The sequence below is a fragment of the Sporosarcina sp. AD_1 genome (assembly GCF_057373025.1).
In genome coordinates, this window is sequence record NZ_JBPVIR010000012.1 from 36,131 (window position 1) to 48,267 (window position 12,137).

General features: G+C 43.9%; 12 protein-coding genes. 10 read left to right on the forward strand and 2 right to left on the reverse strand.

What is annotated here, in order from left to right; all coding sequences use genetic code 11:
* Positions 1-140 precede the first annotated feature (140 nt).
* Positions 141-1,133, forward strand: a complete 993-nt coding sequence (locus ACSW3C_RS18635) for an ABC transporter substrate-binding protein (RefSeq protein ID WP_486564422.1) — start codon at positions 141-143, stop codon at positions 1,131-1,133.
* The gene (locus ACSW3C_RS18640; protein ID WP_238079137.1) at positions 1,133-3,097 is read left to right on the forward strand and encodes an iron ABC transporter permease; all 1,965 of its coding nucleotides are present in this window, start codon (positions 1,133-1,135) and stop codon (positions 3,095-3,097) included. The genes ACSW3C_RS18635 and ACSW3C_RS18640 overlap by 1 nt, the downstream gene beginning before the upstream one ends.
* Positions 3,098-3,235: 138 nt before the next feature.
* On the opposite strand, the gene ACSW3C_RS18645 is transcribed toward ACSW3C_RS18640, so the two are convergent.
* Entirely contained in the window at positions 3,236-3,943 is a 708-nt protein-coding gene (locus ACSW3C_RS18645) for a permease prefix domain 1-containing protein (protein WP_486564423.1), read from the reverse strand.
* A gap of 272 nt (positions 3,944-4,215) precedes the next feature.
* Between ACSW3C_RS18645 and ACSW3C_RS18650 the strand changes: the two genes are divergently transcribed.
* The 8 genes from ACSW3C_RS18650 (at position 4,216) to ACSW3C_RS18685 (ending at position 11,417) form a co-directional block, all read left to right on the forward strand.
* The gene (locus ACSW3C_RS18650) at positions 4,216-4,632 is read left to right on the forward strand and encodes a YhfM domain-containing protein (protein ID WP_486564425.1); all 417 of its coding nucleotides are present in this window, start codon (positions 4,216-4,218) and stop codon (positions 4,630-4,632) included.
* Between the two features lie 9 nt (positions 4,633-4,641).
* Positions 4,642-5,106: a hypothetical protein gene (locus tag ACSW3C_RS18655; RefSeq protein ID WP_486564426.1), complete on the forward strand. Its 465-nt coding sequence runs from the start codon at positions 4,642-4,644 to the stop codon at positions 5,104-5,106.
* A gap of 230 nt (positions 5,107-5,336) precedes the next feature.
* Positions 5,337-6,596 (forward strand): MFS transporter, encoded by a 1,260-nt coding sequence (locus tag ACSW3C_RS18660; RefSeq protein ID WP_486564427.1) that lies wholly within the window; start codon positions 5,337-5,339, stop codon positions 6,594-6,596.
* A 409-nt stretch (positions 6,597-7,005) separates the two neighbouring features.
* The gene (locus tag ACSW3C_RS18665; RefSeq protein ID WP_486564428.1) at positions 7,006-7,464 is read left to right on the forward strand and encodes an NUDIX domain-containing protein; all 459 of its coding nucleotides are present in this window, start codon (positions 7,006-7,008) and stop codon (positions 7,462-7,464) included.
* Between the two features lie 133 nt (positions 7,465-7,597).
* Positions 7,598-7,792, forward strand: coding sequence for a hypothetical protein (locus ACSW3C_RS18670; protein WP_486564429.1), 195 nt, complete (start codon positions 7,598-7,600; stop codon positions 7,790-7,792).
* A gap of 281 nt (positions 7,793-8,073) precedes the next feature.
* Positions 8,074-9,666 carry a putative polysaccharide biosynthesis protein gene (locus ACSW3C_RS18675; RefSeq protein ID WP_486564431.1) on the forward strand — a complete coding sequence of 531 codons (1,593 nt, stop codon included), beginning with the start codon at positions 8,074-8,076 and terminating at the stop codon, positions 9,664-9,666.
* 4 nt (positions 9,667-9,670) lie between these two features.
* The gene (gene yabN, locus ACSW3C_RS18680) at positions 9,671-11,137 is read left to right on the forward strand and encodes a bifunctional methyltransferase/pyrophosphohydrolase YabN (RefSeq protein ID WP_486564433.1); all 1,467 of its coding nucleotides are present in this window, start codon (positions 9,671-9,673) and stop codon (positions 11,135-11,137) included.
* A complete protein-coding gene (locus ACSW3C_RS18685; protein ID WP_486564435.1) occupies positions 11,127-11,417 on the forward strand; it encodes an RNA-binding S4 domain-containing protein in 291 nt (96 codons plus the stop codon). The genes yabN and ACSW3C_RS18685 overlap by 11 nt, the downstream gene beginning before the upstream one ends.
* A 70-nt stretch (positions 11,418-11,487) precedes the next feature.
* On the opposite strand, the gene ACSW3C_RS18690 is transcribed toward ACSW3C_RS18685, so the two are convergent.
* Complete coding sequence (locus ACSW3C_RS18690) at positions 11,488-12,039, reverse strand: hypothetical protein (protein ID WP_486564437.1); 552 nt, start codon at positions 12,037-12,039, stop codon at positions 11,488-11,490.
* Positions 12,040-12,137 lie beyond the last annotated feature (98 nt).

The following is a 12,137-nucleotide window of genomic DNA, read 5'->3' on the forward strand; positions in this document are numbered from 1 at the left end:
CGTTACCGCTAGCATACCATAGATACAATCAATTGAGAATGATAATCACTAATTTGCCAAAACGCTTTACAAACTATATAACTTACATATACACTACTAATTGATAATGATTATCAGTATTTAAGACGGAGGCATGCGAAATGAAGAAAACAATAAAACCACTTCTTATAGTTATGATGTTATTTGCAATCGTACTCGCAGGTTGCTCATCCAAGAAAGTGGATGATAACGCAGGTGGCGAGAAGGACAAGGCAAATAAGAGCATTACAATTACAGGTTCTAATGGGGACGTTACGTTAAAAGAACCGGCAAAGAAAGTAGTAGTTCTGGAATGGACGTATGCAGAAGACCTACTGGCACTTGGGATGCAACCAGCCGGAATGGCGGATATCCAAGAGTATCATAACTGGGTAAACATCGACGCGGAACTTAGCAAAGATGTGGCAGATGTCGGCGGTCGCCAAGAGCCGAACTTGGAGGCAATTGCGGCATTGGAACCAGATTTAATTATCGGCGTTAGCTTCAGGCACGACAATATGATCGCGGACCTTGAAAAAATCGCACCGACCGTCATTTTTAATCCATATCCAGAAGACGAATCGATTGATCTATACAAAGAAATGACAACAACATTCCATGAAATCGCGAAAGCAGTTGGTAAAACGGATAAAGCTGACGAAGTAATGAGCGACTTGGATAAAAAATATGAAGAAGCAAAGGCGAAAATCGACGGAGCTGACCTAAAGACGAAAGACGTCATTCTGACTCTTGCTTATTCAGGACCACAGGCACCGGAAATCCGCGTCTTTACACCGAACTCAATGGCCTCTCAAATCATTGAGAAAATCGGTTTGAAGAATGTCCATGTGCCAGATCAATTCGAAGTATTCGGCTCCAGCACATTCAATGTGGAAGGCTTGACGAAATATGAGGACGCGAATTACCTCTATATTGTACAAGACAATGACAATGTTTATGAAAAACAATTGAATGGAAATCCGGTTTGGCAAAACTTGAACTTTGTCAAAGAAGGACGCCTATACGAATTAGGCGGAGATACATGGCCTTATGGCGGTCCACTTTCCGCTGAAACGCTGCTCAATAAAATCGTGGACACTATGGTAGCCAAGTAATGCACGCCAATACGAAAGGAACAAGGTCGCTGATAGTCGCTATCGTCGGCCTTTTCCTATTACTTGTCCTATCATTTATTCATTTAACACAGGGCCAGGCGGACTATACAGTTTCTCAGCTGCTTGAAGAAGTGTGGTTTGAAGGCAGGGTGCAGGACATTGTGATGTCTCTTCGGTTGCCGCGCCTCGCCATCGGAATTATAGCAGGAGGAGCCTTGGCGGTTGCAGGGACGTTATTGCAGACATTGACAAAAAACCCGCTTGCATCAGCGAGCACACTCGGTATTAATGCCGGAGCCTACTTCTTTGTCGTACTGTCCATGATCTTTTTTCCATCTGTCCTCGGGCAATTTCCATTTTTCGTCGCACTCGCCGGGGCGATTCTCTCCTCGGCGCTCGTCGTGTTACTGGCAGGGAAGCAGATGGAGCCGGTTCGGGTTGCGCTGACAGGGATGATCATTTCGTTGCTGTTCTCCTCCATAACAGGGTCACTCCAGCTCCTTTTCGAAAACCAGACGAACGGACTGTTTCTCTGGGGAGCGGGAACCTTGGTCCAACTCAATTGGAATGGGGTCGCGTTTGCGGCACCGATGATTGTTGTTCTATTTATCGGCGCGATTTTTTTAGCCAAACCGATGGACGTCTTATCGTTAGGGGAAGATACAGCTTCCTCGCTTGGTCAAAATGTCCGCGTTGTTAAAATAGCTGCTTGGGCTGTGGCGATTTTGCTGGCGGCTACGACTGTCAGCGTCATAGGGCCGATTGGTTTTGTCGGCTTGATGGCCCCGCATATTGTTCGCATGCTCGGTATCCGGGGGCATCTGCAAGTCATCCTGCAATCATTCTTATGGGGGAGCGTCATTCTCATTGGAGCGGATGTGCTTGGGCGAATGATTGAGCCAGGACAGGAAGTTCCTGTCGGGGCGATGACCGCATTGATAGGCGGTCCGTGGCTCTTGTATCTGGCATGGAAAACAGCCAAAACCCATTCAAAAGGCGATCGGCAAATGGGCGGCGCCTTAAAGCCAAAAAAACTGCCCGTTGTCGTGCCTGTTGTACTCGCATTGATTGCGGTTGTCGTAGTGGTCGCCTTATCGTTTAACGGATCCGCATGGTCAATGGAATGGACGAAGCCCGTCATTTGGAATTTCCGCGTGCCGCGAGTATTGACCGCTTTTGTCATCGGCGTATTACTAGCGATTGCGGGGGTTTTATTGCAAGGCGTCCTGCGGAATCCGCTTGCAGATGCCAGTGTGCTCGGCGTTACCTCGATGGGCGGCGCTGGCGCTATGTTGCTGTTGGTCATGATTCCATCGATCCCGGCTGCCTATATGCCGCTCGGAGCGGTAGTGGGTTCGGCAATTGCGCTTGGGATCATTGTCGGAACGTCTTGGAAAAATAACTTCCAGCCCATGCTCGTCGCCTTAATGGGGATTGCCATATCGGCATTCGGCTCCGCAGCGACTCAGGTGTTCGTCGTTAAAGCGAAATTGGCGGTAGCTGCGGCACTCGTCTGGTTATCCGGCAGCACATACGCGAAAGGTTGGGATGATTTCCAACTGGCGGTCATTTTCTTCCTCATCTTGATCGGTCCCGCCGTCTATTTGACAAGAAGCCTGGACGCCTTGTCATTTGGCGACGATATCGCAGCGGGTCATGGAACGTCGGTCAAGTCTGTGCGTGTCTGGGCACTAATCATCGGTGTGGCTATCAGCACCGGGGCAGTCGCCATTGTCGGGACAATCGGCTTCATCGGCCTCGTCGCACCGCACATCGCCCGCCGTCTCGTCGGGTTCCGCCACTTGCCGTTACTGATCGTTTCCGGTCTACTTGGTGGTCTGCTGCTCATTACCGCCGATTTTGTGGGGCGAATTGTCATTGCTCCAAAGGATATTCCGAGTGGGCTGATTGTTGCGTTGATTGGTACGCCGTATTTGTTGTATTTATTGAGGAAGCTGAAGTAATTCAAAGCTAGCTTACCTTTTATGACCTCTTCTCTGTATATTGGGGAAGAGGTTTTTTAATTCGCGATAAAGTATAAGCGTATTGAAGTGAAATGTATTAAAGATGAGTCATAGTATATCTGCTTGACCTCTTTTGAGCTATCTCCATGTTAAAGCAAAAGCTCTCAAGCCATTCCGATTATAGATACGGACTGTGCCCCAAAGAATGAATATTACACTTGAGATAACGAAGAAAATGTAATAGAAATATCCATTTTGCATATAATCATACGTTTTATATTCCCACTCCACGTACCCATGATCCTTGTAATTTATTTTCATCATACGTGATTCCCCAATACCTTCTGTTCCCTGGCTTAATAATTTTCCAATCTTGCCCTCTGCCTCAGATTCCTTAATCAATGCGAAGTAACTAATATTATCAAACCACTTTGAATTCCGTTGAATTCCTTCTTGCAATGCAAGTTCATCTTCAAAAGTGAAGTCATCTTTCGTTAGGTATACTTGTCCCAAATGTTCCATTAAAGCTGTTGTTTCGCCGTACGATTTGTCCCTCATAAATAAGTTAGCTGCAAAAAATAAACCTACCAAAACTAATAGGATGGCGGAGCAAAGAAGCCATTTTGCAAATTGTTTTTGTAACTGAAACTTTTTTAATGAACCTTTGTTTTCCGCTTTAAACCTGTCTATAGCAAGCGTAAATGCTTCTTGCTCCGATTTTCCTTCTTCTTTTAACTCTCGAACAGTCCCTAATAAATGTGAACGCATTTCTTGTTTCAGCTCTTTTGCTTCTTTCCTGCTCAAATGGGCAAATATCGAATTGCCAAGTTGCTCAATTTGCTTCATCACTGTATTCCTCCTTAGAAAAAAGAGTTACGAATCCGTTCGAACAACAAATAGATATCATAGTTAAAGACTGTAAGTTATTCCGGTATTTTCATTTAATAATAGCATTGTGAAGGTGGCGAGGCTACTGAACAGAAGGGGCTAATAATTTATTTACAGAAGATTAAGGGAAACGCATGTAACGATTCCTTTCCATACGTCGTCATATGTATAAGAAGGAATTGGAAATCGGAGAAATAAACACGCTTAAGAAGCAAAGGAAGGAAACAACATTGAAGAAACTGTTTGTTTTACTCAGCCTCTTGCTGCTGGTTGGATGTGATGATAAAGAAGATGTGGAGGATCCTCCATTTGCATTTAAAGACGAAATCCAAGCAATGACTGCAATCGGCCAAGGGACAGAAGCGGGGAATCCAGTAGAAGTGAAGAACGCCGAGGAGATTCATTTATTTGTAGACGCTATGCAAGATGCAGAAAGATATGAAGGTCCTTTGTCTGATGTCGGAGCGGAGTATGAACTTGAAGTAAATTATCAAGATAATTCAACAGAAACCATATATGTATGGTTCTTTTCCAATACGGCAGGGCGCTTTGAGGTAAACGATGTAATGTATCGTATGAATGAAAAAGTAATCCCTGAGTTAAGGGATCTCTTAGAAAAGCAGCTGGTTAAAGATGAGATGAAATGAGGGGGTTAAATGAGGAAGCTTGGGTATGTGACAATCCTTATTGTTGCTATTGTGATCTTCTTTTCACTGAAAGTTTTCAATGAGTACAGAGAGAGAAATCTGGTTGATGTTATGCGTTATAAATCATCTGATTTCTATGCGTTAGGAGTTATTAAAGATGTGAACGAGGTTCCAAAAGACAAAGGATATGAATGGTTTACAAAGGATAAGGAGCCTGTGAATGAATTAGTGGAATACCTAGGCAGCTATCGTGTGAAAAAAATAAAGGAAGAAGAATTCAAAGCAAGCCAAAACAAGGGCGAGAGATTTGAATTTACAATCACACATGCTAAATCCAATCCAAGCATCGTTTGGATTGGTGCGAACCATGTCCAGGTCCTTGTTGGCAACTATTATGAAGTGGTAAATGGACCGATTGATATGGAATGGATGGAAGAATTTAATGATAAGTATAAGGCGAGTTATCGTGAATAGTAGATATTCTTTCAATATCAGTATAGGGCTCTTTGGCATTCTTTGTATTCATTCTTAAAGCAAAGCTGCAGCAATCCGGTAGTATGTAAGAGTCTTTGGGGGTATTGATTATTGGGCAATTGCAACGAATTAATCGAGGCGGATTGTTAGAAAAGAGAGGAGAGAATTTTTAATAGGTAAATTTTAATCAAGGGGAAGGTGGTACATTACATTTTATTGAGGTGTTCAATTTGAATAATTTACTGATTAACGCTGATTTTAAAAATTTATGGTTTCATAATTTAACAAAAATCCTAAGTGAACGTTTTCGAGAGCTGCTGATCCCTATTATCGTACTGGGGCTTTCTGGGTCGCCACTTATGACATCCTTTGTCCTGATGGCTCAGAGAATTGGTTCCATATTATTCTCTATCCCAATTGGCACTTGGATAGAGAAAAAGAACCCAGTCTTGGTTTCTTCCATCTGTAATTGTATATATGCCATATTATTATTTTTGTTGGCGTATCTTTTAACAATCGACGTATCTAGCCTTTTTGTTATAGGTTCCATATTATTTCTGATGGGCTTGCTGGTGTTAATTTCCAATCTTACTCTATCCGCAATGGTTCCCAAAATTGTTGGGCGACAGCGTCTATTAAGTGCGAATAATTTATTTGAAGCTGCTGATGCAATTGTAACCTTTGTTGGCCCTGCCTTAGGTGGATTCATATTTGCAAAATATGGGCCAAGCAGTACTTTAATTATTTGTGGGATTTTAGTACTGATTTCTTCGTTATGTATTTCTCTTGTAAAATATCGCACGATACGTACGGAAACAATTGAACGCCCCAAGAAGGGAAACGAAAAACTGAAGAAATTCTTACAGGAATCCTTTGAAGGAGTAAAATACCTGTACGCGAATGATTCTCAAATAGCATCGACGATCTCAGCTTTAGCTCTGGGGTTTTCGACCACTTTTATTGTCCTAACTGTTATTATTCATTCAGAATCCACACTCCGCTTTTCCGAAGAGTTTATTGGAATCCTATTGTCCTGTGCCGGTATAGGAAATATTATTGGCGTCCTTATCATGAAAAGATTTAAAAAGACCAACTGGTTACATTTCCTTAGCACATTGATGATTATATCGTCACTAGGTATTTTATTGCTGACGTCCCATTCATTTATCGCCATGTGTGTAGGGATGATCATCTTTGATGGTGCATTATCAATGGCCTTTGTAGTTCAGATTACTGTGCAACAGGGAATTACCCCAGACCATCTGATTGCCAGAGTTCGAAGTGCCATATATGTCCTTGGCGGAATTGTAACCATGCTGGCAACCCTATTATCTGGTTTGATCTCTGAATGGGACTCTACGGTCGCACTCGTTTTCGGGGTAATGGTATTATTGGGTAGCGGTTTATTTATTGTTAAATATAAAAGACAAAGTGTGGCCATGGATAGAATAAGTCCGATTTATGCTTCACCCCAGAGTACCCGTAATTGATTGATTAACAGAAACAATAGGGTGTTTTGCTTAATAATTTTCATGATTAAAAGACCTTACATACACATCATTTTATACGTGGTCGGTATGTTAAAGGTCTTTTAATATGCAAAAATACAGGGATATTCCCGTATGAATTTAATGTCTTGATTTGCCAAGGAAGAGTCTGCTTGATACTGCCCTTCAAGCGACATCTGGGGAAATAAAATCAAGGAACGATACAGGAATTAACTTTGCTGACGGAATGTCGAATAAACTGCCAGTCGGTACAAAGATTTATTCAACGAAAGAAAAAGAAGGTCCTATTTTACTCGTGGAATTTGAAGGGGAAATCCTAAAATATTATGCATTGGTTGAGGGATAATGAACTCATCGATGTGCAGCTGAAGGACAGTCTGGGGGAAGTCATATGAGAATTAGAAATTCTGCTAAAGCTTTAATCATGAAAGATGGAAATCTGCTGGCCTTAAAAATGCAAGAGAATGGCGAAACGTACTACATTCTGCCGGGTGGCGGACAAAAACATGGGGAAACACTTCACCAAGCGTTGGAAAGGGAATGTTTAGAAGAGATCGGAGCAGAAGTGGAAATTGGTGAACTGCTTTTTGTCAGAGAATACATCGGTAAAAACCACGAACTGGCCGCTTACCACTCGCATGCCCATCAGATTGAATTTATGTTTCTATGCAAGGTGAATACAGAGACATTCTCGGAAGGGACCCAATTAGATAAGGGGCAGATCGGCACCGTATGGTTACCAATCCAAGAGTTGATGGAATATAACTTATTTCCTCGGGCCCTGCGTACTCATATTATTTCTTACTGTGATAATGGTAGGTCTCCAATTTATTTAGGGGATATCAATTAGTAATGAGGGATGCATAAGAAGTATAAACACAGGACTTGATTTGAAAATAGCGCTTAATAGGAAAATGTGAAGGCGGCAAAGCAAGTCAAACAGACATTTATGTTCAAAATGAAGGTAGCTAGGAGGATTATGGATGATTGTGTTTTATGTTATCAGTTTTTATCTAATGCCTATTTTAGCAATCATTTTTTGTTTGAATCTTGTGAGCATAATTAAAAAGGTGAAGAAAGACGAGTCCACTTCGATGAACACCTTTTGGTTAACGGTATCCTTTGCTTTAATCGTTTGGAGTATTGCAATTACAGCAATGACAGGAGGTGCCGGTTGAGAGTTTTTTTAGAGGGGACTGTTGGATTTATTTCATATATAGTCAGGAGCAATAGTTGAACAAAGAATTACAAACGATACGGGAGATCCTTCTCGTGTCATTTTTTATTGGGTGGTTTTTTCATCAAATGACAATTGCAATTATATTTTAGTGTCTTGCTGACTTCACTATGTGTACTCTATTTTTTGTGTTTCAGTGCCCCGCTGCAGGGCTTGTTTTTCTAAAACACATGCCTTAATAATGCTATACTAATGATATTACACAACGAAAGAGGCTCAACTATGGCTAGTACGGATTGGAATATGAAGACGTTCACGAAGGGTGCATCGATCCTTGCGATTTCGGCGATTGTTGTCAAATTGCTTTCCGCGGTGTACCGGGTTCCATTCCAGAATCTTGTAGGGGATAAGGGCTTTTATATATACCAGCAGGTCTACCCGTTCATCGGTATTTTCATTATATGGACCTCCTACGGTTTCGCGGTGGCGGTTTCTAAATTGCTCGCGGAGGAAAGGACACCGGGAGAGTCCAAGGCGATTATGCGGATCGCGTTTCTTTATTTGGCTTGTTTATCGGTTGCCGTTTTCCTCATTCTTATGGCGGGAGCGCCGTTTTTTGCGAATGCCATGGGGGATCCGAAACTTGTTTCCTTATTGCGGGCAGGTGCGTATATTGTGCTGCTCATGCCGATGCTGGCCATGTTGAAAGGCACTTTCCAATCATCAGGCCGGATGACACCGGTAGCTATGTCGAATGTCGGCGAACAGGCCATCCGTGTAACTGTCATCTTAATTGGCACATGGCTTGCGATCCGTGCAGGGGCTTCTTTGTATAAAGCAGGAGAAATTGCGATGTGGGGAGCGGTCGTCGGACAGGCAGCAGGCGTCCTCATTTTGGCTTTTTATTATCGGAGTGCCTTCAAAGGGCCGAGTGTTCAGATTGATCGTTTACGGGTTGTGAAGGAGCTGACGGTTGTCAGTTTGAGCGTCAGCGCCAGTTCCCTCATTCTCTTGCTATTTCAGCTGGTCGATTCGTTTACGATCTTTAATCTGCTTGTTTCGAAAGGGACTCTAGTGGAACGTGCCATGGAAATGAAAGGCGTCTACGACCGGGGCCAGCCGCTTGTGCAAATGGGCATTCTGATTGCTTCTACCCTTGCGCTTGCCATCGTGCCGCTAATAGCACATCATGCGTCAAAACAGGACGGACGAGGAGCGGTTCCCTTCATTCAGTTGACGTTCCGCACGGCATTCCTGTTCGGAACCGCGGCAACAGTCGGACTGGGCCTCGTGCTGCCGTTTATGAATGAAATGCTGTTCGAAACACGCGACGGCTCTGTCGCCTTGATTGTTTTCGTTATGCAAGTGTTCTGGCTCTCTCTCATTCTGCCGTTGACGGCTATTTTACAAGGGGCAGGGAAAGTGAAAATCCCGACACTGTTCCTGCTAGGCGGACTTGTTGTTAAAGCCATCGCGAATCAATGGCTCATTCCCCTATGGGGCATAACAGGAGCGTCGATAGCTGGAAATATTGGATTTGGGGCAATCTCCATCGCTTTGCTTCTTTACTTTAAGCGGGTATGGCCAGTGCGGCTTGCGCCTTCCCGCTTTTATGGCTGGACTTTTGCAGCAACGATATCGATGGTCGTTCTTGTCGTAGCCTGGTCGCTCGTTGCAGATGTCTTCTTATTTGACGATTTGCCTTCACGCATTGGGGCAACACTGACAGCATTGACATCTGTTATGATGGGAGCAGCCGTTTTCCTCCTCATCGTCATGAAGTCGAGAATCATGGCAGAGAAAGAGTGGTATTTATTGCCGTTTGGAAAACGATTGGCGAGATTACAATTACAACTTACGCGAAATAGAAGGTGAAACCATGCAGACGATTACAATTATCGGGCTTGGCGCAGGCGATTTGGAACAGCTTTCGCTCGGCGTGTACCGGAAAATAAAATCACTGGAGACCATTTTTGCACGTACCGAAATGCATCCGGTCGTACAGGAATTAAGAGAAGAAGGCGTTTCGATTGAAAGCTTTGATTTCGTTTATGAGAAACATGATTCGTTTGAACAAGTGTATGAGGAAATTACGGAGCAGCTCCTAGCCATGGCAGCTGACGGACCGGTTGCATACGCTGTCCCGGGCCATCCGCTTGTCGCGGAGAGAACCGTGCAGTTATTGATTGAAAAAGAACGGGAAGGACTTGCGACCCTTCAAATCGTTGGCGGCAACAGCTTTCTTGACCCGATTTTCTCCGCTTTGCGGATTGACCCGATCGAAGGCTTTCAGCTGCTCGACGGAACCGATATGGCGCGGGACGATGTGAATATGAAGCAGCATGTGCTCATTGGGCAAGTGTATGACGCTTTCATTGCCTCGGAAGTGAAGCTGTCTCTCATGGAAAAGTATGCGTATGACCACCCCGTGACGATCGTGACGGCTGCCGGCTCCAAAGAAGAGAGAGTGCGTACCGTGCCGCTTTTTGAACTGGATCGGGAAACGGAAATCGATAACCTGACTACTGTATACGTTCCGCCTGTCACGGAGCGCGAAGGACGATTGAAGGAATGGTCGGCATTCCGGGAGATTATCGCCGCGCTGCGCGCGCCTGACGGCTGTCCGTGGGATCGGGAACAGACGCATGAGTCGCTCAAGCGGTATTTGATTGAAGAAGCACATGAGTTGATTCAAGCGATTGACGAGGAAGACGACGAAGGCATCATTGAAGAGCTGGGGGATGTATTGCTGCAAGTGTTTCTCCATGCCCAAATTGGCGAGGATGATGGATACTTTGCGATGGAAGACATCCTGCAATCTGTTGGCGACAAGATGATTCGCCGTCATCCGCATGTTTTCGGCGAAATCGATGTGAAGAACTCGGACGAAGTGCTTGCCAATTGGCAGGACATCAAGCAGGCGGAGAAACCGCAGAAGACATCACAATTGGATGGGCAGGACCGTTTCTCTTCTTCGCTACTCACCTCGTTTAATTATCAAAAAGCCGCGGCGAAGGTTGGATTTGACTGGCCAGATATCGAGGGAGCATTCGAGAAGTTTGCGGAAGAGTGGGAGGAGTTCCAAGTCGAGGTGCGCGGAGGCTCGAAGGAAGCGCAGCTCGATGAACTCGGTGATGTGCTGTTCACCATTGTAAATGTGGCGCGGTTCCTGAAATTATCGCCGGAAGAAGCGATGGTGCATGCAAACCATAAATTCAAACAGCGATTTACATTTGTCGAGAAAAGTGTAAAAGAGGGGCGGGGTTCATTCGCCGAATATACACTCGATGAACTAGAAGCATTCTGGCAACAGGCCAAGGGAAAGGGAGATGGACATGAGACTTGATAAATTTTTGAAAGTATCACGATTGATCAAACGGCGGACATTGGCAAAACAGGTGGCCGACCAAGGACGGATTACAATTAACGGCAAGGTGGCAAAAGCATCTTCGGTTGTGAAAGAAGGGGACGAGCTCGCCATCCGCTTCGGCCAGAAGATCGTCACAGCAAAAGTCGACCAATTGAAGGAATCAACAAAGAAGGAAGACGCAGCTTCCATGTATACGATTTTAAAGGAAGAGAAGCTTGCGAAAGTCGAACCGGATTTTATTGATGATGAAGATTAAGTAAGGTTTTATTGAAAAGAGCGACGCAGTTTCGATGCTGCGTCGCTCTTTCCTGTTTTACAAAGACGGGTTATTTCATAATCGAAAGATCAGATTGACTAATTTTATTTAAATCTGTGTCTTTAAATACGTTCAAAAAATCACCGTTTCGATCTTCTCTATAGATATGATTCGGCGACACCGACGTAAATTGATACCGATCTACCGCGCTGCTATTTAAAAACAATAGATATGTCCCTGGTTTTAGCGACTCAGACTCATCTACCAAGGCATACTTTGAATTTCCCATTTTGAAAAATAAAGCACGGCTAACAGTCAGCTTGTCACCGATCGTAATCTCCTCAGTCAATTTATTGTGTAGCACATCAGAAACGCTCACTTGATAAAGATGTTCCGTAACTACTTTATCGGTAAGCTGTCTTTCGTATTCAACAGGCTCCTCAGAAATCTCCCCAGTTATGACTAATTGTGAGGAGTCGGTCATCTCTTCAATACTGTCAAACATTATTGCTAAAGCTGTATGGGCCGACTGTTTTTCTTTAGTTGAACTGGATATTTTGTAACTAATGATGCCGATTGCCAAAGTGAATGAAAGAAGTAGGAGTATTACTGGTCTTTTCATATTGAAACGCCTCCTGTAATTTCCTTATTGTATGTTATTTTATATTAGTTTCGGTGTTATGCGGAGAAATTATAAATTCTTTGCTGTCCTATATGCAC

Coding starts and splice junctions, on each gene's coding strand:
- ACSW3C_RS18675 (WP_486564431.1), top strand. CDS start 8,074: ATGGCTAGTACGGATTGGAATATGAAGACGTTCACGAAGGGTGCATCG.
- ACSW3C_RS18690 (WP_486564437.1), bottom strand. CDS start 12,039: ATGAAAAGACCAGTAATACTCCTACTTCTTTCATTCACTTTGGCAATC.
- ACSW3C_RS18640 (WP_238079137.1), top strand. CDS start 1,133: ATGCACGCCAATACGAAAGGAACAAGGTCGCTGATAGTCGCTATCGTC.
- yabN (WP_486564433.1), top strand. CDS start 9,671: ATGCAGACGATTACAATTATCGGGCTTGGCGCAGGCGATTTGGAACAG.
- ACSW3C_RS18635 (WP_486564422.1), top strand. CDS start 141: ATGAAGAAAACAATAAAACCACTTCTTATAGTTATGATGTTATTTGCA.
- ACSW3C_RS18645 (WP_486564423.1), bottom strand. CDS start 3,943: ATGAAGCAAATTGAGCAACTTGGCAATTCGATATTTGCCCATTTGAGC.
- ACSW3C_RS18670 (WP_486564429.1), top strand. CDS start 7,598: ATGATTGTGTTTTATGTTATCAGTTTTTATCTAATGCCTATTTTAGCA.
- ACSW3C_RS18655 (WP_486564426.1), top strand. CDS start 4,642: ATGAGGAAGCTTGGGTATGTGACAATCCTTATTGTTGCTATTGTGATC.
- ACSW3C_RS18685 (WP_486564435.1), top strand. CDS start 11,127: ATGAGACTTGATAAATTTTTGAAAGTATCACGATTGATCAAACGGCGG.
- ACSW3C_RS18665 (WP_486564428.1), top strand. CDS start 7,006: ATGAGAATTAGAAATTCTGCTAAAGCTTTAATCATGAAAGATGGAAAT.